Annotated in this window: 20 protein-coding genes; 7 read left to right on the top strand and 13 right to left on the bottom strand. The window is 59.7% G+C overall.

The genetic code is table 11. From position 1 onward, the window contains the following. Positions 1 to 30: 30 nt before the first annotated feature. Positions 31 to 1131: a redox-regulated ATPase YchF gene (gene ychF / locus OHL14_RS18200; protein ID WP_263380808.1), complete on the bottom strand. Its 1101-nt coding sequence runs from the start codon at positions 1129 to 1131 to the stop codon at positions 31 to 33. Between the two features lie 127 nt (positions 1132 to 1258). Between ychF and OHL14_RS18195 the strand changes: the two genes are divergently transcribed. Further along, positions 1259 to 2284 (top strand): LLM class flavin-dependent oxidoreductase, encoded by a 1026-nt coding sequence (locus tag OHL14_RS18195; RefSeq protein ID WP_263380807.1) that lies wholly within the window; start codon positions 1259 to 1261, stop codon positions 2282 to 2284. Between the two features lie 157 nt (positions 2285 to 2441). On the opposite strand, the gene dnaN is transcribed toward OHL14_RS18195, so the two are convergent. The 5 genes from dnaN to rpmH all read right to left on the bottom strand — a co-directional run bounded on the left by dnaN (position 2442) and on the right by rpmH (position 7427). Continuing rightward, positions 2442 to 3611, bottom strand: a complete 1170-nt coding sequence (gene dnaN, locus OHL14_RS18190; protein ID WP_263380806.1) for a DNA polymerase III subunit beta — start codon at positions 3609 to 3611, stop codon at positions 2442 to 2444. 846 nt (positions 3612 to 4457) lie between these two features. Beyond that, positions 4458 to 6314, bottom strand: a complete 1857-nt coding sequence (yidC, locus tag OHL14_RS18185) for a membrane protein insertase YidC (RefSeq protein WP_263380805.1) — start codon at positions 6312 to 6314, stop codon at positions 4458 to 4460. 166 nt (positions 6315 to 6480) lie between these two features. Continuing rightward, on the bottom strand, positions 6481 to 6753 hold the full coding sequence (gene yidD / locus OHL14_RS18180; protein WP_263380804.1) for a membrane protein insertion efficiency factor YidD: 273 nt from the start codon (positions 6751 to 6753) through the stop codon (positions 6481 to 6483). An 11-nt stretch (positions 6754 to 6764) separates the two neighbouring features. Then, a complete protein-coding gene (rnpA, locus tag OHL14_RS18175) occupies positions 6765 to 7160 on the bottom strand; it encodes a ribonuclease P protein component (protein WP_263380803.1) in 396 nt (131 codons plus the stop codon). A 111-nt stretch (positions 7161 to 7271) separates the two neighbouring features. Next, entirely contained in the window at positions 7272 to 7427 is a 156-nt protein-coding gene (gene rpmH / locus OHL14_RS18170) for a 50S ribosomal protein L34 (protein WP_263380802.1), read from the bottom strand. A 627-nt stretch (positions 7428 to 8054) separates the two neighbouring features. Between rpmH and dnaA the strand changes: the two genes are divergently transcribed. After that, complete coding sequence (gene dnaA / locus OHL14_RS18165) at positions 8055 to 9458, top strand: chromosomal replication initiator protein DnaA (protein WP_263380801.1); 1404 nt, start codon at positions 8055 to 8057, stop codon at positions 9456 to 9458. Positions 9459 to 9550: 92 nt separating this feature from the next. On the opposite strand, the gene OHL14_RS18160 is transcribed toward dnaA, so the two are convergent. Continuing rightward, positions 9551 to 10474, bottom strand: a complete 924-nt coding sequence (locus OHL14_RS18160; RefSeq protein ID WP_263380800.1) for an NADP-dependent oxidoreductase — start codon at positions 10472 to 10474, stop codon at positions 9551 to 9553. A gap of 89 nt (positions 10475 to 10563) precedes the next feature. On the opposite strand from OHL14_RS18160, the gene OHL14_RS18155 reads away from it, so the two are divergent. Continuing rightward, positions 10564 to 11142: a hypothetical protein gene (locus OHL14_RS18155; RefSeq protein ID WP_263380799.1), complete on the top strand. Its 579-nt coding sequence runs from the start codon at positions 10564 to 10566 to the stop codon at positions 11140 to 11142. Here OHL14_RS18155 and OHL14_RS18150 read toward each other — a convergent pair. Next, the gene (locus OHL14_RS18150) at positions 11139 to 11684 is read right to left on the bottom strand and encodes an SRPBCC family protein (protein ID WP_263380798.1); all 546 of its coding nucleotides are present in this window, start codon (positions 11682 to 11684) and stop codon (positions 11139 to 11141) included. The genes OHL14_RS18155 and OHL14_RS18150 overlap by 4 nt on opposite strands. Positions 11685 to 11754: 70 nt before the next feature. Between OHL14_RS18150 and OHL14_RS18145 the strand changes: the two genes are divergently transcribed. Continuing rightward, entirely contained in the window at positions 11755 to 12867 is a 1113-nt protein-coding gene (locus OHL14_RS18145; RefSeq protein WP_263380797.1) for a Gfo/Idh/MocA family protein, read from the top strand. Between the two features lie 46 nt (positions 12868 to 12913). On the opposite strand, the gene OHL14_RS18140 is transcribed toward OHL14_RS18145, so the two are convergent. Genes OHL14_RS18140 through OHL14_RS18120 form a run of 5 tightly spaced genes read right to left on the bottom strand, consistent with a single transcriptional unit; the run spans position 12914 to position 17359 of the window. After that, positions 12914 to 13438 (bottom strand): DsbA family protein, encoded by a 525-nt coding sequence (locus OHL14_RS18140; protein WP_263380796.1) that lies wholly within the window; start codon positions 13436 to 13438, stop codon positions 12914 to 12916. Next, on the bottom strand, positions 13431 to 13943 hold the full coding sequence (locus tag OHL14_RS18135) for an SRPBCC family protein (RefSeq protein WP_263380795.1): 513 nt from the start codon (positions 13941 to 13943) through the stop codon (positions 13431 to 13433). Before OHL14_RS18135 ends, OHL14_RS18140 begins: the two co-directional genes overlap by 8 nt. Then, entirely contained in the window at positions 13943 to 15982 is a 2040-nt protein-coding gene (thrS, locus tag OHL14_RS18130; RefSeq protein ID WP_263380794.1) for a threonine--tRNA ligase, read from the bottom strand. Before thrS ends, OHL14_RS18135 begins: the two co-directional genes overlap by 1 nt. A 17-nt stretch (positions 15983 to 15999) precedes the next feature. Next, entirely contained in the window at positions 16000 to 16518 is a 519-nt protein-coding gene (locus OHL14_RS18125; protein ID WP_263380793.1) for a hypothetical protein, read from the bottom strand. Beyond that, a complete protein-coding gene (locus tag OHL14_RS18120) occupies positions 16511 to 17359 on the bottom strand; it encodes a hypothetical protein (RefSeq protein WP_263380792.1) in 849 nt (282 codons plus the stop codon). The genes OHL14_RS18125 and OHL14_RS18120 overlap by 8 nt, the downstream gene beginning before the upstream one ends. A gap of 347 nt (positions 17360 to 17706) precedes the next feature. Between OHL14_RS18120 and OHL14_RS18115 the strand changes: the two genes are divergently transcribed. The 3 genes from OHL14_RS18115 to OHL14_RS18105 all read left to right on the top strand — a co-directional run bounded on the left by OHL14_RS18115 (position 17707) and on the right by OHL14_RS18105 (position 19934). Then, positions 17707 to 18087 carry a DUF3291 domain-containing protein gene (locus tag OHL14_RS18115; RefSeq protein ID WP_263380791.1) on the top strand — a complete coding sequence of 127 codons (381 nt, stop codon included), beginning with the start codon at positions 17707 to 17709 and terminating at the stop codon, positions 18085 to 18087. A gap of 81 nt (positions 18088 to 18168) precedes the next feature. Continuing rightward, a complete protein-coding gene (gene accD / locus OHL14_RS18110; RefSeq protein ID WP_263380790.1) occupies positions 18169 to 19014 on the top strand; it encodes an acetyl-CoA carboxylase, carboxyltransferase subunit beta in 846 nt (281 codons plus the stop codon). A gap of 59 nt (positions 19015 to 19073) precedes the next feature. Beyond that, positions 19074 to 19934, top strand: a complete 861-nt coding sequence (locus OHL14_RS18105) for a class I SAM-dependent methyltransferase (RefSeq protein WP_263380789.1) — start codon at positions 19074 to 19076, stop codon at positions 19932 to 19934. Positions 19935 to 19951 lie beyond the last annotated feature (17 nt).

The raw sequence follows: 19951 nt of genomic DNA, 5'->3' as shown, positions 1-19951 counted from the left end.
GCCCTCAGAGTTTTTGAAGATGCGCTTCAACTACACGTTGAACTTGAAGAACAGAATGTCGCCATCCTTCACGACATACTCTTTACCTTCCGAACGCAGCAGGCCAGCTTCCTTCACCGCCTGCTCGCTGCCCAACCGGAAGAGGTCTTCGCAAGCATAGCAATCGGCCTTGATGAAGCCGCGCTCGAAGTCAGAGTGAATTACGCCCGCAGCGCCAGGAGCCTTCGTGCCGCGCTTGATCGTCCACGCACGCACCTCCTGCACGCCCGATGTGAAATACGTGTAAAGCCCCAGCAGCTTGTACGCCGCGTGAATCAGACGGTTGAGGCCCGGCTCTTCCAGCCCAACAGACGCCAGAAACTCCATGCGCTCGGCAGGCTCAAGCTGCGAGATCTCCGCCTCCAGCGCGCCGCAGATGCTCACCATCTCTGCGCCTTCTTCCTTGGCGCGCTGTGCGACGAGCGCGGTGTACTCGTTGCCGTTCGCGATGCCTGCCTCGTCGACGTTCGCCACATAGAGTTGCGGCTTCATTGTGATCAGGAACAGGTCGCGCGCAATCGGCTTCTCGTCATCGGCAAGCTCCGCCGTACGAGCAGGCTTGCCTGCGCTCAGCACGGCCTGCAGCTTCTGCACCGTGCTCAGCTCAGACTTCTGCAGAGCCGTGGCCGCGTTCGACTTAGCGGCCTTCTCGGCCTTAGGCAGGCGCTTCTCGACCGTCTCCAGATCGGCAAGCAACAACTCCGTGTTGATGATGTCCATGTCGTGCAGTGGGTTCACACCACCTGCGACGTGGATCACTTCAGGGTCGGCGAAGCAGCGCACGACGTGCAGGATCGCGTCGGTCTGGCGAATGTGCGAGAGGAACTGATTGCCCAGGCCTTCACCCTTGCTCGCGCCTTCGACGATGCCCGCGATGTCGACAAACTCCATAGTCGTCGGCACGATCGAGTTCGGCTTCACCATCGTCACGATGCGGTCCATGCGCGCATCGGGAACAGGCACGATCCCGACGTTCGGGTCGATCGTGCAGAACGGATAGTTCGCAGCCTGCGCTTCCGCAGCTGTAAGAGCGTTGAAGATGGTGGACTTGCCGACGTTCGGCAGACCGACGATTCCGCAATTAAGAGGCATGGTTCTGAGGGATTCCTTCGTGTTCTGGGTGACTCTACCCTTCTATTGGAACACGCGACGGCTGTGACCGCGAGTCTTCCTAGCGGATGCATCATCTACTTGGAGAGAGATTTCAGGGAGATATGACATGCAGGTAGGAATCGACAGCTTTGTAGGCGCCATCGCCGGACCGGAGGAAAAAGCAGGTGAACTTGGCGCGCTGCGGGTACAGCAGATGCTCGAAGAGGTAGAACTCGCCGACCGCACCGGCGTCGATGTCTACGGCATCGGCGAGCACCACCGCGTCGAATACATCGCATCCTCACCAGCTATCTTGCTAGCAGCAGCAGCCGCGCACACCGAGAAAATCCGCCTCACCAGCGCCGTTACCGTCCTGAGCTCCGACGATCCGGTGCGTGTCTTCCAGCAGTTCGCCACACTCGATCTCATCTCCAAGGGCCGCGCCGAGATCGTCGTCGGCCGCGGCTCCTTCACGGAAAGCTACCCTCTCTTCGGCTTCGACCTGCGCCACTACGACGAGCTCTTCTCGGAAAAACTTGATCTATTGCTGAAGCTGCGCGAAGAGACCCTCGTCACCTGGCAGGGCAAGCACCGAGCCTCGCTCACGGGCCAGGGTGTCTGGCCGCGACCTCTGCAGGCGAAACTCCCCATTCGTCTCGGCGTGGGCGGTACGCCTGAATCCTTCGCCCGCGCCGGCATCCTCGGCCTTCCACTTACCGTCGCCATCATCGGCGGCGAGCCGCACCGCTTCCGACCCCTGGTCGATCTCTACCGCGAGGCAGCGAAGCGCGCCGGCCACGATCCCGCCACCCTCGACGTCGCAGTCCACGGCATCGGCTTCTTGGCAGACACCGATAAGGAGGCCTCCGACACCCTCTATCCCGCCCACAAAGAGACCTTCGATCGCATCGGTCGTGAACGCGGCTGGGGGCCGCAGTCTCGCGCGCAGTTCGACGCTCAGGTAAGCCCTCGCGGCAGCTTCTTCGTAGGCGCACCTACAACCGTCGCCGAAAAAATCTGGGCCACCAGCGACGCCTTGGGAGGCGTTTCCCGGATCACGCTCATGATCAGCGGCGGAACCATCCCTCACGAAAAACAGCTACGCTCCATCGAGCTTCTAGGCTCTGAGGTTCGACCGAGGGTGAACGCATAGGTCATCCCGCACACGCGAGCTCTCGTTCGTAGTTATGTAATCGCTCAATCAGAAGAGGCCGCTCAGAGAGCGGCCCCGCGATTTTTTTTGCTTGTGTAGATAGTGGATAAAACCTACGAACCCTTGCGCAGAGCGCATCCCGCCGTCCGCGCAGGACTCAGATCCGCATAGGCATCAGGATGTAGCGATACTTCACATCGTCCGAGCCGTCTTCCGGGCGCATCTGGCCCGCAGACTGCGCATCCTTGAACTCCAGACGGACCTCGCCGGTCTCGCCCGTTGCTCGCAGGTAGTCGATCAGGTAGCTTGAGTTAAAACCCACCACGATCGGATCGTAGTTATAGGGCGTCTCGATGATGTCCTCCGACTCACCCGCATCGGTCGACTGCGCGGAGATCTTCAGCTCATTCTGCTCCAGGCGCAGCTTGATCGCACCCGAACGCTCGTCCGCAAACTGCGCAACGCGCTGGATGCTCTTCATCAAATCTTCCGAGCGCACAATCACAAACTTCGTATTGTCGCGTGGCAGCACAGCCTCGTAGTTGGGGAACTGACCGGTGAGCTTGCGGCTGGTCAACACGCGGTTGCCGATCTTGAAGAACAGCGTCTGCTCGTCATCGGAGAACTCGATGTGCTCCGCATCGGAGCCGCCCAGCAGGCTCGAAATTTCTGCAAGGGCCTTGCGCGGGATCAGCGTCTTCTTTTCACCGGAGATGCCCTCCAGTATCTCGCCAAGCTTTTCGATGTGCGCCAGGCGGTGACCATCGGTTGCCACCATCGCCATCGACTCCGACTTCAGCACCAGCAGCGCGCCGTTCAGCGTGTAGCGTGACTCCTCGTTCGAGATCGCAAAGATCGTCTTCGAGATCATGTTGCGCAGCGCAGGCGCCGCAATCTTGAAAGCACCGATTGCAGGGAACTCAGGCACCTGCGGGAAGTTCGCGCGCGCCATGCCCACCATCTTCGTGTTCGAGCGGCCAGCGCGGATCTGCACCCAGTGGTTGTCCATCAGCTTCAGCGAGATGTCGCCTTCAGGAAGCAGCTTGATGTAGTCGTACAGCTTGCGCGCCGGGATCGTGCACGCACCGGATGTCTTCACCTTCGCGATGCAGGACGTCCGCAGCGAGAGGTCGAGATCGGTCGCCGTGATCGTCAGCCGGTCGTCGGCTGCCTCGAACAGAAAGTTCGAAAGGATCGGGATCGTGGTCTTGCGCTCAACGACGGACTGAGCCGCTGTGAGCTCGCGCAGAAGCTCGGCGCGGGAGACGGTGATCTCGAGGTTGCCGGTGGGGGCTGCGGTGTCGGTTGTAACGGCTGTGGTGGACACGGTAATAGGCTCTCCCTGAATGGTTTGATTCTAGGGCGTGGCGCGGGTTTCTGCCAGTTCCGGGAGGCTGTGAATATCACGCCTGAATGTTGGATACGTGGATGTCTGGACATCCGGTGCCACAGGTCTCAGGTCTGACTTTGCGATGAGTTTGGGGTGGGGAGAATGCTTCTAAGAAAACACCCTGAGAGGAGAGATAGTTCTAGAAGTACTAGTCGTTGTGGGTGGAAAGGTGGATTTAAGGCTTAAAACCGCATGGGCAGCGGGGAGGATGCGCGTACGAGCTTTCCATAACTCGGTGGGTTTAAACGAGGAAGTCGGAAAGTCGGTGTGCACCTCTCGGTTGCGTGGCGGCTTTTGCATTAACCCCACAACCCTCGTGGAAAGGTTAAGTGAGTTAAAGCTAAGTTGTGTTGGTTAAAGCGGTTAATCCCCGTGTTAATTGAATTCGAGGGGGTGCCTTAATTAACAACACTTTGTGGACCTCCTCGGAAAACGAGGCTTAAACCTTTAAAAGCCGTCAGTGTCCATAAGCCGCTTAAATGCTTAAGTTTGGGGCAGGTGTTTTAACTGGAGGGTGAGAAATTTAAGTCATTCTGCCCGATACAGGTGCATTCCGACCGCTATTCACGAGGGTTTGGGCCTCTTCACGCGTACTAGGTTTACACACACAAGGGCACATTTCCTCTCCCGCTCGCTTACTCCTCGGACATTGTCATCCTGACCCTCAGCGTAGCCGAAGGGGCAGGATGTGCTCTACCGGTCGAGATCACAGCTGCTGGGAACGTAGACGCAGCAAAGCCCGCTCACAAGGAGCGGGCTTTGCCTGATGCACCACAGGATGCTTTAGCGGCGTCCTTGGATCGTCTTGGGTGGGATAGGCCCCGTCCCACCGCCCTGCCGCTGCTGCGGAGGCAGCGTGCGCTTGGTAGCGGCAGCAGCACGCCTGGCTGCGATCTCCTTGATCTCCTTGCCCAGCGACGTATTGTTCATCACCGTCTGCTGGATGATCATGATCAGGTTGCCGACGTTCCAGTACAGCGCCAGTCCCGAAGCGTAGTTCCACGTCATATAGCCCGAGAATGCCGGCATCATGAACGCCATCATCTTCTGCTGCTGAGGATCCACACCCGGCGACGGCGTGTAGAACTGAACCAGGAACGACGTGACTACCATCAGGATAGGCAGGATATGGTACGGGTCCGCCGACGAGAGATCCGGCAGCCAGAAGAAGTGTGCGTGCCGCAACTCGACCACACGCGTCATCATCGTAAAGAAGGCGAACAGCAGTGGTAGCTGGATCAACGACGGAACGCAGCCACCGAACATGCTGACGCCCTGCTCCTTCTGGTACGCCATCACCTCGGAGTTCATCTCCGCGGCCTTGGGGTCGGTCGGCTTGGGGTTGCCGTACTTTGCCTTGATCTTGTCGATGCCCGGCTGAATGCGCTGCATCTTCAGCATCGACTTCATGCCCTTGATACGCAGCGGCAGCAGCACCAGATTGATGAGGATGGTAAACAGCACGATCGCCCAGCCCCATGAGAAGTTCTTCAGGTTGCTGGGATCGCTCGGCAGCAGCGCGTGAACCGCGTGCAGGCCGATGAACAGGTACTTGCCAATAGGCCCGAAGAAGCCGAAGTCCAGTACCGGCTCCAGGTTTCCGCCGGAGGAAGTCTTCACCGACTTCAGAACGTCGATCGCCTTCGGTCCAACAAAAAGGCGCACCTGGTTGTGGCCGTTCAGGTCGCCTACCGTGGTGCCGAGGATCGGCAGGTCCGCCTTGCTGCTGCCGAATAGGCTTGGACGGCCAGGCCCCGCGGGGATCGATGCTGCAGGAATCTCGTGGTGCAGCGTGACCATCGTCGAGTCCGTCGGAGCATCAGGCAGGAAGATCGCCGCAAAGTACTGGTCGCTGAGGCCAGCGAAGTCGAAGGGGCCGCCGACCGTGGCACCGCCAATGACCTTCTTGAAAGCGACGTGGTCGTCGTGGCCGTTGGTGCTGGAGTCGACGTTCACGCTCGCATAGGCGGTGAGGGTATCCATATCGCCAAACGAGGCGGGCCAGCTCAGCAGCGCGCGTACAGGCGCGCCGTTGCGGAGAACGACCGTGTCGGCATGAACGACGTAATCGGCGCCGAAGGTGAAGGTCTTCGTCACATCGAGATCGCCCTGCGCGTATTTGAAGGTCAGCGTGGCTGGCGACTGCAGCGTGCCGGTGGCAGAAGGTACGTACAGCGCATTCGCCAGTTGCGCGGTCAGCCCAGCGTCATACGTGTAAAGCGAGAGCGGGTACCCGAACTGCTTTGCAGAGTGCTCCTGCACCAGATCGAGAGGCGACTTATTGTCGCTGCCCGTATAGCGCTTCAGAATCCATGAAGTGACCTGTCCACCTTTATTCGAAAAAGTGATCTTGTACAACTCGTTCTCGACGGTGGTGATGGACTCAGCTGCAGCAGCGACGGCCGGAACAGCGCTGGCTGCAGTCGGCGTGGAAGCTGCCTGTGCTGCAACCGGGGCGCTCTGGGTCGGACTGGAGCTCTGCTGCTGTGTGGCAGCTGCGGGAGCTGGCTCAGTCGCATGCTGCGAGCGCCAATACTGCACGCCGAAGAGGACGCCGATCATGACAACCATCATGATGAGGAGCGAGCGATTGTCCGAGCCGGATCCGCCGGCCTGATTGGGATTACGAAACTCTGGCAAAGGGTGGTTCCTACACTTTCATGAGGCCGCGTACGAGCGCAGCCTGCGCACCTTCGATGATAAATGGTGGCGCAGCCTCGTTTTGTGGCGTCCGCGACAAATTACCGTTGCTCCACAAGGGGATGACGGCGGAGAGGCGGAGATATTGTTAGGGTCTGGGCCCTCGTTAGGGAACCGGATCGAACCCACCTTTGGCAAACGGATGGCACCGCCCCACCCTTCGCATCGCCAGCCAGCCACCTTTGATCCAGCCATGCCGGACAACCGCCGTATACGCATAGTCGCTGCATGTCGGCAGGTACTTGCACTGTGACGTTACAAAGACGTGAAAAAGCGGGGAAAGCACCCGTTTGTAGACGCCGTGCAGGCGAAGGACCCACCGCTGGCGGCGCTCTTGTGCGGGATCGGGTCGGTCTTCAGCGTTCTTCGGATCGGCCAATCGCGACTCCTCTACGCCAGCGGTGCCGCAGCCTTTTGCGTAGCCCGGTCACAAGCCGCCTGAACGCTGCGGAATATCTGCGCAACCTCGCGCTTCAGCTGCTGGAAGTCCATTTCGATCACCGACCGCCGTGGATGCAGGATCACATCCACCGGCGACGTAAGCAGAGCCAGGTTCGCTCGCACGGCCTCGCGCATGCGCCGCTTGATGCGGTTGCGATCAACAGCCTTGCCCAGCGCCTTGGGCACGGTAAGCCCGATGCGTGGCCCAGGGGTATCGCTTCTGCGCTCCGCAGGTCGCAGCGTATGGAAGTACGCGATCTGCTTTGCAAACTGCTTGCGGCCAGCCTTGTACGTGAACTGGTAGTCAGCGTGTTTGCGCAGGCGATGCGGAGTGAGAGAGGCCATGAAGAGCAATACCTGGGGGGCAAGGGAAGAGAGGAAGTCGTAAAAAACGCGCTCGCGGGAGGATGTCCCGTGAGCGCGTTCTTTGAAACGTTTCTGCGAAGTCTCTAAAAACTAGTCGCGGAAGCCGGCAGATACAGCGATCTTGTGGCGGCCCTTGGCGCGGCGGCGGCTGAGGACAGCTGCACCGGCCTTGGAGGCCATGCGAACGAGAAAGCCGTGCACTTTGGCGCGGCGGCGACGGTTGGGCTGGAAAGTACGCTTCGGCATGATAGGTTCCTGTTCGAAAAAGTGTCTGCTTGATGAGATTGCCAGACGTGTCCGCATCAATGAAGCGAGGCGAGAACACTGGAACCGGCAGAACACTGAGGTGATGCAAATCAGGCTTGGCCGGAGTCTCCTGTACGAGGGCTGAAACACCCGTACGGCAGCAAGATTTGAGTATAGCAGCGCTGAGGAAAACCCGCAATCAATATCGTGCCGTGACGTGAGATTCACCCTGCCTGCTACTCAGGTTACTGCCGTCTCGCCGATTCTTCACAACGTTTGGTGCAACCCTGAAATTCTTTCAGGGTTAACGCAATTTGAGGTGGCGAAGGGAGGGGTTTCGGGTGTTAGTATCGACTCCGTTCCGTGATGATGCTTCCTATCTACGTTCAGAGTTTTTGAAGCATGGAAATCAAGATTTTTTGTTCGACTCAGTCCCCTGCCGGTCTTAGACATCTAAACTAGAAGACGGTGGGTGAACTTCAGAAGCAAACCAGGGCTCTATAACTGCTCCGCAGCGCATAGCTGCGAGGACAGGAGACCTGTGCGTAAAATTTCCCTCCCTGCCAAGGGTTTGTACGTTTTGCTGCCTAAGAAACTCAAGAAAACAAGAAGAAGGAAGATCGAAGCATGTCATTTGTCCCCGTGCCAGCTACTGTTTTGAACCCGTGGGTCCGGATTCTGGGCGCGCTCGAAAAGAAGATCAATCGCCAGAGCTATGAGACTTGGTTGAAGCCTACCCGATTCAGCCATGTGGATGGCAAGACACTGCACGTGCGCATTCCGACCGAAGAGTTCTCCCACATCGGAGAGATGTACGGTGATCACATCGCGGAGGCCATGGATAATCTTGGTCTCGAGCTCGAACAGGTCACCTTCGACGTACCGCCGCCAGAGGCGATGCCCCGCCTCCGCGAAGACGGCGGCTTTGCCCCTCAGTCCAGCCATAGCCAGAATGCCCCCCGCCGCAACTACACTCCCGGCGGCCCGGAGCAGTCGCGCTTCGACTGGAACTCCGCAGCGCAGCTAAACCCGCGTTATCAGTTCGATAGCTTCGTCGTCGGAGCTGGAAATCAGTTCGCCTCAGCCGCCGCGCAGGCCGTCGCCGAGCGCCCCTCCAAGGCCTACAACCCGCTCTTTCTCTACGGCGGCGTAGGCCTAGGCAAGACCCATCTCATGCAGGCCATCGGTCACATGGTGAAGGCGCGCAACCCGCTCGCTGCGGTCAGCTACGTCTCCGGCGAGAAGTTCACGAACGAGATGATCAACTCCGTTCGTTACGACAAGATGACCGGCTTCCGCGATCGCTATCGCACGGTCGATGTCCTGCTGATCGACGATATCCAGTTCCTCGCAGGCAAAGAACGCACGCAGGAGGAGTTCTTCCATACCTTCAACGCGCTGCACGAGACCAACAAGCAGATCGTCGTAGCCAGCGATCGCCCGCCCAAAGAGCTAGCCGACTTCGAAGACCGCCTCCGCTCCCGCTTTGAGTGGGGCCTGGTCGTCGACGTACAGCCGCCCGATCTTGAAACCAAGGTAGCCATCCTGCAGAAGAAGGCAGAGATGGAGCAGACCACCCTGCCCACCGACGTCGCCCTCTTCATCGCCGGCAACGTGCGTACGAACGTCCGAGAGCTCGAAGGCGCTCTCGTCCGCCTCATCGCCTGGTGCTCGCTGCACGGCGTGGAAATCACGCTGCCCACGGCGCAGCAGTGCCTGAAGCAGTTCATCGACACGCAGGTCCGCAAGATCACCATCGAAGCCATCCAGCGTGCCGTAGCCGAGCAGTTCGGTATGCGCGTGGCCGAGCTGAAGCAAAAGAACAACTCCCGCCAGATCGTGGTGCCGCGCCAGATCGCCATGTACCTGGCCAAGCAGCTCACGGAAGCGAGCCTGCCTGAGATCGGCCGCCAGTTCGGCGGTAAGCACCACACCACGGTGATGCACTCGATCAGCAAGATCGATGAACAGCGCCGCAACGACAAGGACCTGAACCGCACCGTCAACAAACTCATGGAGACGCTCGGCTAACATCAGGGCATTAGAACCAACGAAGGCCGCCAGCAATGGCGGCCTTCGTGGTTTCTAACGTGTACTGGCTTCCGTCGACTGCCAGCCCTGATCTACGTCGTCAGCACGACCTTGCCGATACCGCCCTTTTCAGCCGCTGCCTGTCCTTCACCGGCATCCCTCAAAGGAATGATCCTGTCCACCGGAATCACCAGCTTGCCATCACGAACAGCCTCGCCATAGTGCGTAATCGTGGCTGCATCGGGATGCGCCATAAATGCATTCACCTGCACCAGGGGGTGCAGCGCTGCATCTTTCGGCGGCCCAACGACCGAGCCAAAGTTTCCACCCGGCTTTACCTTCGCAAGCAGCGTATTGCCCAGTGCTCCACCGATGGTGTCGCCCACCGCATCGACAAAGCCCAGGCTCGCCAGCACATCTTCATCCCCAAGATCGATCGCTGCGGTCGCTCCCAGCTTTAGCGCCTCGTCGATCTGCTTCTTGCGCACGCCCGCGATGACCTTCACACCCATCTCAAGCGCGCAGTACAGTGCCACACGTCCGACGCTGCCCAGCGCGCCCGTCAGCAGAATCGTTTGTCCCTTTTCCGCGCGCGCCCCAATATGAATCAGCTGATCGCCTGTAACCGCAACCAGCGGGAGCGTCGCCGCTGTCGTCATTCCAAGCACGTGGTCTCCCTTCGGAGCCGGGATTCGCGCTAGGTCGGAAGCCTTCACGATACAAAGTTGGGCATAGGTGGCCCAGGCCAGTGCAAACACCGCCTCGCCAACCTTGAAATCCTTCACACCTTCGCCCAGTTCCTTGATGGATCCAGCCAGGTCACGTCCCAGGATCGCAGGCAGCGTCAGCGGGAAACGTTCCTTAGCCTCGCCAGATCGCATCTTCCAATCAATCGGGTTGATGCTGATCGCCATCACTTCGACAAGCACCTCCCCTGGCCCCGGTTTCGGGTCAGGAAAGTCTTCGTACTTCAGCTTTCCAGTGCTTCCGTACTCATGCAGAACGACTGCCTTCATGATTCACCTCGGTGTAGTGAGATGCAGGCGGGCGAGGAGTAGCATTTTGGCATCAGACTGGGTTGAAGTTCTACGAAAGAGGAGAGCGCATGGCACCGAAAAAGGGCATTAAGCACGCGGCAAAGAAGGCAGCGAAGAAAGCAGCGAAAAAGGCGGGTCACAAGCACGATCATCATGACGTGGAGAAGGACCTCCGTCGTGCCTACGAGCACCTTGGTCGCCTCGACGCGCTCGAACCCGGCCTGCCGAAGCAGGTGCTGGCGGAGGTGCATACACTTTCGGAGATGGCCCGCGTAAGCCTTCTCTCCGGCGATACGAAGAGTTCTGCCGATCTGCTGCGTGGTTGTGAGCATCTCGCCTTTGGCGCTCTCGCGGCCAACACGGCTGAAACCGTAGGCGACGCTCTACAGGATGCCATCGTCGCTCAATACGAGCGTCTGCTTGAAAAAGCTGCCGATCATTGGGACGAGCATGACGAGAAGCCCGGCAAGGAACTTACCGCGATCTACGAAAAAACCCTGGCTGCCGCCGAGTCGGCCTACACGAAGGGTGCCTATCGTAAAGCGTTAGAGCTGGTCCGCGCAGCCGAGGCAATCTCGCACGTTACCGAATCCAGTGCTCCACAACTCGAAGACGGCAAGAAGAGTAAGAAGAAGCTCAAGGGTTAGAGTAACGCCGGGTCAACAAACTCGCGCCAACCGTCCGATTCGGCAAGTTGCTTCAGACGAGCAAACCGCTGACGGCAGAGCTTTCGGACGTGTGGCGCAAGCAGAAGTCTGGTGGCAAGCTGCCCCAGGGGACCAAAAGGCAACGTGAAGTTCACTTCATCGAAAAGGTGAGTGATGGGACGTTGCGTAAGCGGATCGGCCGATTGCTTGAAGTGATGATCATGGCGGAAGGTCGCGAAGCGGCCCTTCGCCTGCGAGTCCTGAAACCAGGCGCTCGTCGAGCCGTCCATATCTTTAAAGGGTGCCTGGTAGCCCGTGATCAAGGTGTGATGATGCGTTGGCAAGCCGAACTTCCAGCCATGCCAGTGCACACGGCTGTTCGCAACGATGTGACCGGAGGAGATATACCCGGGGGCGGGATCGGCAACAAGATCCATCCCCAAAGTCTCGCGAACCAGATCGACTCGCGTGGAAAGATAGAAGACGCGCTCTAGTGGAGCGTTGACGGTGGCGGACTCGCGAACGGTGTACGGCGTGCTCATTCTCTGTATACGATGACACGTCAGCGACGGTTGTTGATTGGCGTAGTGAATGAAGATGAAGGAGACTTTGATGCGACGGATGATCTTAAGCGTGATGCGGCTTGCGGGCCTGTGTATGGTGTTGGGCACTGCCCTGGCGTGGGCACAAAAGCCCGTAACGGTAGCAGTGGTAGGCCTGGAGCATGGTCATGCCTATGGCGTCTTCGACGCCATCGCCACTCATCCCGATGTAAAGCTGATCGCCGTCGTCGAGGCCGATAAGGAACTGCGCGGCAGGTACGCCAAACGCTATCACCTCGATCCCGCGCTCTTCGTCGACACCATGGACGAGATGTTTGCCAAGGGCAAGCCCGACGCCGTCCTGGTCTACACCTCCATTGCGCGCCACCGCGCCGTCGTGGAGCAGGCCGCTGCTCACGGCGTCAGCGCCATGGTCGAAAAGCCTCTCGCCACCACGCTCGCCGACGCCATCGCCATGCGCGCCGCCGCTCATAAGAACCACACGCAACTGTTGGTGAACTACGAAACCACCTGGTACGCCAGCAACTCGGAGGTGCTGCAGGATGTCGCCGCAGGCAAGCTCGGCACCGTCCGCAAGGTCATCGTCCGCGACGGTCACCAGGGTCCCAAGGACATAGGCGTCACGCCCGAGTTCATGAAGTGGCTTATCACTCCTGAAGGCAACGGTGCCGGCGCCATGTTCGACTTCGGCTGCTACGGCGCCGACCTGATGACCGTCATGATGCACGGCCAGGTCCCTGAAAGCGTTACGGCCATTGCGCAGACCGATCAACCCGACAAGTATCCTCGCGTCGACGACGATGCCACCATCATCCTGAAATACAAGGGGGCACAGGCCATCCTTCTGCCTTCCTGGAACTGGACGACTGGCGTGAAAAACCTCGAGGTCTATGGCACCAAGGAGCAGGCCATTACAGTTAAGTCCACAGGCATTAACTGGCTCACCGTCGACGGCAAGGAAAGCTCCACCACCGCGCCCGAACTACCCGCGGACGAAGCCACTGCCCTGGGCTACCTTGTTGGCGTCATGCGCGGCCAGGTGAAACCCGAAGGCGACCTCACCGCCCTCGACACCAACATGGTCGTGATGCAGATCCTCGACGCCGCCAAACGCAGTGCTCAGACCGGACGTACGGTAACGGTCACGCCATTGGGCAAGTAACAACGGCGGGAGCGGGCTCATACCCTGCTCCCGCTATCCGTAAGTCTTAGTCGTTGCCCGCCGCCGTGATCGCCTCAACCAGCGTATTGAAGTCGTAGTCCTCTTCATACAGCTTGCCGTTGATGTAAAACATCGGCGTGCCGGTCACCCCTGATCTCTCGCCGCTCTCAAGATCAGCCTGCACACGGGGTTTGTACGTGCCCGCAGCAAGCGACTTTGTCAGCTCATAGCTGGGCAGCCCAAGCTGCGCGACGAGCTTGAGCAGATGTTCATCCGACAGGTTCGCCTGGTGCCTGTAAAGAAGGTCGTGCATCGGCCAGAACTTGTCATGCGCTGCAGCAAATTCAGCAGCCTCAGCAGCATGCTCCGCATACGGATGCATCGGTAGAGGGAAGTTGCGGAACACAAACCGCAGCTTGTCGCCAAAGTGCTTCTGCAGCTTCTGCACGAGAGGGAAGACATCCCCACACGAGGGACATTGATAATCGCCATACTCGACAAGGGTGACGAGTGCGGTAGCAGAGCCTGCGATGTGGTCTTTTTCGGTGACGGGAACAGCGAGTTTACTCATCCATGCTTGGATGCGCGGAGTAGGAAGGTTCGGTGTACCGTACCCAGAGGTGAGATGAGTCTTCGGCGACCTGCTTGATGAGAGTGTTGCGCTCCATAAGAAATCCAGTGAGATAGCGCCTCAGTACAAGCGTTTCCGCTAGCCAGCCTAAAGGGCCAAGTGGCGCGGCAAAGCGCAGTACATCGCGCATCAAAGTGCCGCCGTCTGTCGCCTCGAAGTAGTGGTCATGCGCGAAGCACTTGAACATCCCGCGCAGCATAATGTCTTGAAAATGATGCGGTCGTTCATACACCGAGATCAACGTTTCGTGCGTAAGCATAAGACCGAGGTGTCGACCGCACCATGTCACCGTTTCGTTGGCTCCAATAAGGCCGCTCGTGACACCGGCGATCGCCCGCTCACTTGTCTGCGATGTGCTCTCTTTATGGAGATCAATATTGAGGGACAAAAGAAAGCAGCGCTCTGGAGGCGCTGCGATCTTTGTCTCAAGTTGTATGGTCTGCACTACAGCTCCATCGCATGTTCCGCGCTGAGCTTCTTCGCGCGCTCGATAAACGTCTCCACCGTCACCGAGCCTTCATCGCCCTTCGCGCGCACCCGGACGCTCACACTGTCCGTCGCCGCTTCCTTGTCGCCGAGAATCAAGATAAACGGCAGCTTCTGCAACCCGAAGTCGCGGATCTTTGCATTCATCTTCTGGTTGCTCTGGTCGAGCTCCACGCGCAGCCCTGCCGCCTCCAGCCTCGCCTTCACACCCGTTGCATACTCCAGATGCTTTTCACTGATGGGCACCAAGCCCACCTGCACCGGCGCCAGCCACAGCGGGAACGCGCCCGCATAGTGCTCGATCAGCACGCCGAAGAACCGCTCCACCGAACCGAACAGTGCGCGATGTACCATCACCGGCTGGTGCGGGGCACCGTCCTCGCCAATGTACTCCAACTCAAATCGAGCAGGCAGGTTGAAGTCGAACTGCACCGTGCTCAACTGCCACAAACGCCCCAGCACATCGACCAGCTTTACATCGATCTTCGGCCCGTAGAACGCAGCCTCGCCGGGGATTTCGGTGAAAGGAATATTCTTGCGGTTCAGCGCGGTCTTCAGCGAGTTCACCGCCGTCACCCAGTTCTCTGGCGAGCCCGTGTAATCCGCCGGCTTCGACGGGTCCCACGTCGACAGCTCCACCTTGAACGACTGGAAGCCAAAGGTGTGCAGCACGCTCTCTGCAAACTCGATGCACGCCACGACCTCGTCTTCGATCTGCGAGGGAGTGCAGAAGATGTGCGCATCGTCCTGCGTAAAGCCACGCACGCGCAGCAGTCCATGCATCGTGCCGCTGCGCTCATAGCGATACACATTGCCCAGCTCCGCATAACGCTGCGGCAGGTCGCGATAGCTGCGCGGCGACGACTTGTAGATCAGAATATGGCCGGGGCAGTTCATCGGCTTCAGCCGGTACTCGGCATCGTCCAGCGTCATCGCCGGGTACATGTTCTCCGAGTAGTAGCCCTCATGTCCCGAGATCTTCCAAAGCTCGCGACGCATGATGTGCGGTGTATAGACCAGGTGATACCCGCGGCGAATGCACTCGTCGCGCATCCAGTCTTCCATCGTCTTGCGGATCAGGCCGCCCTTCGGATGCCAGAAGATCAACCCCGCACCCGCAACCTCCTGAATGCTGAACAGATCGAGCTGCTTGCCCAGCACGCGATGGTCGCGCGCCTTGATCTCTTCCAGATGTTTGAAGTGCGCTTCAAGGTCCTTGGGGTTGAAGAACGCCGTGCCATAGATGCGCTGCAGCTGCTGGTTCTTCTCATCGCCGAGCCAGTATGCACCCGCGATCGACATGATCTTGAACGCCTTCACCCGCGCCGTCGATGGCACATGCGGCCCGCGGCAGAAGTCTGTGAACCCGCCGTTCTTATACAGCGAAATCTCATCGCCAAGCTTCGTGAACCGCTCGATGAAGTGGACCTTCATGAACTCGCCCTGAGCTGAGTAATCCGTAAGGCCCTTCTCGCGAGACTCTTCCACGCGCACGAACTTCTCATCGCGCGCAACCACCTCCGCCATGCGCGCTTCAATCGCAGCGAGGTCAGCCTCGGTGAACGGCACCTCGCGATACACGTCATAGAAGAAGCCGTTGTCCGTAGCCGGGCCGTGGCCGAGCTTCGTCTCAGGGAACAGCTCCAGGATCGCCGTAGCCATCACATGCGCAGCCGAGTGGCGCACCACGCGCAGCGCCGCCGGATCATTCTCCTTCAGCAGCTCAAGCGACACATCCTCGGTCAGTGGCTGGGTCAGGTCGACGATGCGCGCCTCACTCGACGGCGTCGCCGCATACATCGCTTCTTCGGAAGCCTCCAGCGCTGCTTCGCCTGCGCTGGCAGCGACAGGCATCAGCGGCTTGATGCGCGCGACGACAACGGCGGCAGCAAGACGTGGCGAAATAGCATTGGCGATATCGAGCGGCGTTGTTCCACGTGGAACTTCGCGCTCGGAGCCGTCAGGGAGCTGGACTTTAATCTGTGTACTCACGTCCATAAGGATAGTGCATTCCGCTACCGCACGTGTCCGGCATCATCCAGCGTAAGCGTTACATCCGGCGATTTCTGCCCTGCAGGCGTAGCCAGCCAGTGAATCCCAAGTTGATGCACACTCGCATCCCACTTCACCCCATCCAGCGCGAGTTCGACATTCTGTACGCAGCTCTCCAGCTTCACAGAATACGTAACCACCGGCCCTGTCCGCGCGAACGACAGCACCCGTAAAAAGCTCTCCGTCCCCGCCTGGCACTCCATCGCACCCCCCGGCGCGGACGAGTACGAGTCAATCAAAATCGCCGCCGCAGGCAGAGCCACCACCAGCTTCAACGTGGCTGTATCGTGCGGCAGCACCGCTGCATCGCGAGCCAGCGTCACCACCCGCAGCCGCCCCTTATCGCGCAGAACACAGTGCTCCGAGCGGGACGGACAGCGAAGGCTGCGACCTGGGGCGATAGCGAGGCGCTGCTGAGCTCTCAGTGCCGTTGGCACAGTAAGGGTAGCCACTCCCAGCACGACAGCAACAAATCTATTCACCCAGCAGATGGTCCGCATAGCAGATACCAAAATACCTCCACGGCACAGGGCGCGGCTTGATCGTGGGTGACGGCGGGTTCCGATACGACGCCGCGTCCCGAGCGTGCAGCGCAGCGACGGTCTGCCCCGTATTACGCGGGTCTGTCATATCCCAACCGATATTACCTGCCTGCGGATCACAAACCACCTTCGGATCGCGCACCCAGGCATCGTTCACCAGCACATAGTAATGCCCGCCGTTCCACTGACACACCGCATCGCGCAACTGCTGGTCAGGCGTATAGCTGCGTCCGCCCTGTCCAAGGTACACCGCTGCAGCATTGAGCTTGGCCTGGAACAGCGCCAGCCCGCCCAGAACATTCTGCTGCCAGTTCCACACCTGCAGAAAGTTCGGCACCGGCGTCGTAAGTTGGCAGAGCCCATAGCCCTTGTCGAACGAGACAATCGGCTGGCCGTTGCTATGAAAGTTGGCTGCCCCTGACTCCGCAGCGAAGATCTTCGCCAGCACACCGGCAATCGCTGGCGTCACATTCGGCAACGTCATCAGATAAGCCTGCAACTGCGCCGGCTGCGGATTCGTTCCCGTAATGCTGAGGCTGGCGGAAGCGCTGTCCCCTCCGGCGGCCGCAGTCACGGCCAGCGTACCGCCGCCCTGGCAGGCTGCCTCCGCTGCGTCCCAGTTGTTGTCATCGGTCTGCGCTGTCCCGTTTGCCGAAAAGGTGGCCCACGTCAGCTTCCACGTCCAGGTGTGCGGCCCGCTGGCATCGGTCGAAAGAGGGATGGAAGGCACCGTGGCGTCGGGGGTCCACGCGACGGTCGGCGAAGGGACAAGAATCTGCATGGCTGCTCTCCAAAGGCTAATTTCTGAAGGGGCCCGATTCACTTCTGTATTGTTCTTTGCAAAACAAGAGTACAGCGTGGTTTGCGGGTGTCAACAAAGCCAGTCGCAGAAAGTATTGGCTCATACAGAGGGGCAGTCTGACCAACCTGATGAATCAAGCCGCACCCTGGAGCGAGTTTCATGAATAACTAATCGCCGAAATTGTCATCCTGAGCGCAGCGAAGGACCTGCTGTTTGCCGATACCAGCAAAACTCTTCAAGGCGTATGAAACTCGCACTAGAATCTCTCCATCGAGGCTTCTATGTTCGTCAGTCTTACGCGCTTGAGAATCCGTTCCCTCCGCTTCATGCCTCTCTTCGGCATTCATACCCTGCGCTCCATCAGCCAGGTGAAGCGAGCTCCAGGCTTCCGCATCGGCGCATTACTGCCGGACCGCAGCCTCACCTTCTGGACGCTCACCGGCTGGGACTCGCAGGAGGCCATGCGCAGCTACATGACGACTGGCTCGCACAAGCAGGCCATGTCGCACCTGATGCACTGGTGCGACGAGGCCTCCGTCGCCCACTGGACGCAGGAAGAAGAGGCGTTGCCTAGCTGGAGCGAGGCCGACCGCCGCATGAGGACCGAAGGCCGCGCCTCCAAAGTCAACCATCCCAGCCCTCACCACGCCGATCTCACCTACCAAGAGCCACGCACCACCGGGGGCGGCCCTATCCATCCCGCCTGAATGCCCCGCCGGTATTCGATACAATGACGGAGGTCCTCGCAGACCGAACTTCGGCGCTGCGGGACAGGAGAGCTTTCGGCAATGACCTGGTTCAAACGCGACGATAACGAGATTCAGCCCAACGACGACCATGAGGTGAAAACCGAGGGCCTCTGGGTGAAATGTCCCGGCTGCCGCAAGACCATCTGGAAGGCCGACATCGACGCGAACCTGCAGGTCTGCCCCAACTGCGGCCACCACTTCAAGTTCAGCGCCCGCGAACGCATCGAAAACCTCCTCGAACCCGGCTTTGAACTCGTGGACCTCGACCTCGTCTCGACCGACCCGCTCGAGTTCACCGACCTCAAGCCCTACAAGTCGCGCCTCGCGCAGACGCAGAAGAAGACCGGCCTTAACGACGCCATCATCAACGCTGTAGGCAGGATGGGTGATCTCGACGTCATCCTCTCCGTCATGGAGTATGGCTTCATCGGTGGCAGCATGGGAGCGGTCGTCGGTGAGACGATCACCCGCGCCGCGGACCGTGCGCTGGAGTCACGGCGACCGCTGATTGTCGTCTCCGCAAGCGGCGGCGCGCGGATGCAGGAAGGTATTGCCAGCCTGATGCAGTTGGCGAAGGTTTCGTCGGTGCTCGCGAAGCTGGACGACGCGAAGATTCCTTACATTTCGCTGATTACGGACCCGACCTACGGCGGCGTCACCGCAAGCTTTGCAATGCTTGGCGACCTGAACATAGCCGAGCCCGGCGCGCTCATTGGCTTCGCCGGTCCCCGCGTGATCGAGCAGACCATCCGCCAGAAGCTCCCCGAGGGCTTCCAGCGCAGCGAATTCCTCTTAGAGCACGGCTTCCTCGATGCCATCGTCGAGCGCAAGGACCTGAAGTCCTACCTCGCACAGTCGTTGAAGTGGATGACCGAGAAGGCCTAGTCAGCAAGGCTTTTGTACGCTAACCCGCACGAAAAACTGAAAGACAGGAGGTCAGCAGCGTGATTGAGGCGACTCCATCGCGAACCGCTCTGCGCGTAGCTCTCCGCCGCGCCGCGCATCAGGTGCACGACGCCTACCCTCTGGTCTTCGACGATCCTCTAGCCGTCCGTATCCTCGGCCCCGACCACGCCGAAGAGATCGCCCGAACCCCCGACAGCATCAAACGCCCCTTCTCCGCCGCGCTGCGCTCGTTCATGGTCGCCCGCGCGCGCCTTGCTGAAGACACTCTCGCCGCCGCTTTCGCCGAGCGTGGAGCCAGGCAGTACGTCGTCCTGGGCGCAGGCCTCGATACCTTCGCCTGCCGCAACCCCTATCCTGGCCTCCGCGTCTTTGAAGTCGATTTCCCTGCTACGCAGGCCTGGAAGTTGGAGATGCTGCAGAAAGCAGGTATCGAGCCATCTCCCGGTGCGGCCTTTGTCCCCGTTGACTTCGAAACCGACTCCCTTCGCGCAAAGCTGCAGGAGGCAGGCGTGATCTTCGGCCAGCCGACCGTCACCGCCTGGCTTGGCGTCGTCCCCTATCTCACCAACGAAGCCTTTCAGGCCACGATGCGCGTGCTCGCCCGCTTCGGCGCAGGCAGCGAGGTCGTCTTCGATTACGCTCAGCCCCGCCACGTCCTCCCGCCCACCGAACAGCTCATGCTGGACTCCCTCAGCGCCCGCGTCGCTCAGGCCGGCGAGCCCTTCCAGCTCTTCTTCACCCCCGAGCAGCTCGCCGAAGAGCTCGACTGGTTCGCCATGCGCGTCGTCAACGACTGGGACAGCACCGCCCTCACAGCCCAATACTTCGCCAACCGCACCGATGGCCTCGGCCTCCGCGGTCGCGGCGGAAGAATCTGCGTCGCCGAAGTGCGAGACTAATCAAAGACACAGCAGTT

Source organism: Granulicella paludicola (assembly GCF_025685545.1).
GTDB lineage: Bacteria > Acidobacteriota > Terriglobia > Terriglobales > Acidobacteriaceae > Granulicella > Granulicella paludicola.
This window is presented reverse-complemented; position numbering and strand designations above follow the sequence as displayed.

Coding starts and splice junctions, on each gene's coding strand:
- ychF (WP_263380808.1), bottom strand. CDS start 1,131: ATGCCTCTTAATTGCGGAATCGTCGGTCTGCCGAACGTCGGCAAGTCC.
- OHL14_RS18195 (WP_263380807.1), top strand. CDS start 1,259: ATGCAGGTAGGAATCGACAGCTTTGTAGGCGCCATCGCCGGACCGGAG.
- rnpA (WP_263380803.1), bottom strand. CDS start 7,160: ATGGCCTCTCTCACTCCGCATCGCCTGCGCAAACACGCTGACTACCAG.
- rpmH (WP_263380802.1), bottom strand. CDS start 7,427: ATGCCGAAGCGTACTTTCCAGCCCAACCGTCGCCGCCGCGCCAAAGTG.
- dnaA (WP_263380801.1), top strand. CDS start 8,055: ATGTCATTTGTCCCCGTGCCAGCTACTGTTTTGAACCCGTGGGTCCGG.
- OHL14_RS18160 (WP_263380800.1), bottom strand. CDS start 10,474: ATGAAGGCAGTCGTTCTGCATGAGTACGGAAGCACTGGAAAGCTGAAG.
- OHL14_RS18155 (WP_263380799.1), top strand. CDS start 10,564: ATGGCACCGAAAAAGGGCATTAAGCACGCGGCAAAGAAGGCAGCGAAG.
- OHL14_RS18150 (WP_263380798.1), bottom strand. CDS start 11,684: ATGAGCACGCCGTACACCGTTCGCGAGTCCGCCACCGTCAACGCTCCA.
- OHL14_RS18145 (WP_263380797.1), top strand. CDS start 11,755: ATGCGACGGATGATCTTAAGCGTGATGCGGCTTGCGGGCCTGTGTATG.
- OHL14_RS18140 (WP_263380796.1), bottom strand. CDS start 13,438: ATGAGTAAACTCGCTGTTCCCGTCACCGAAAAAGACCACATCGCAGGC.
- thrS (WP_263380794.1), bottom strand. CDS start 15,982: ATGGACGTGAGTACACAGATTAAAGTCCAGCTCCCTGACGGCTCCGAG.
- OHL14_RS18120 (WP_263380792.1), bottom strand. CDS start 17,359: ATGCAGATTCTTGTCCCTTCGCCGACCGTCGCGTGGACCCCCGACGCC.
- OHL14_RS18115 (WP_263380791.1), top strand. CDS start 17,707: ATGCCTCTCTTCGGCATTCATACCCTGCGCTCCATCAGCCAGGTGAAG.
- accD (WP_263380790.1), top strand. CDS start 18,169: ATGACCTGGTTCAAACGCGACGATAACGAGATTCAGCCCAACGACGAC.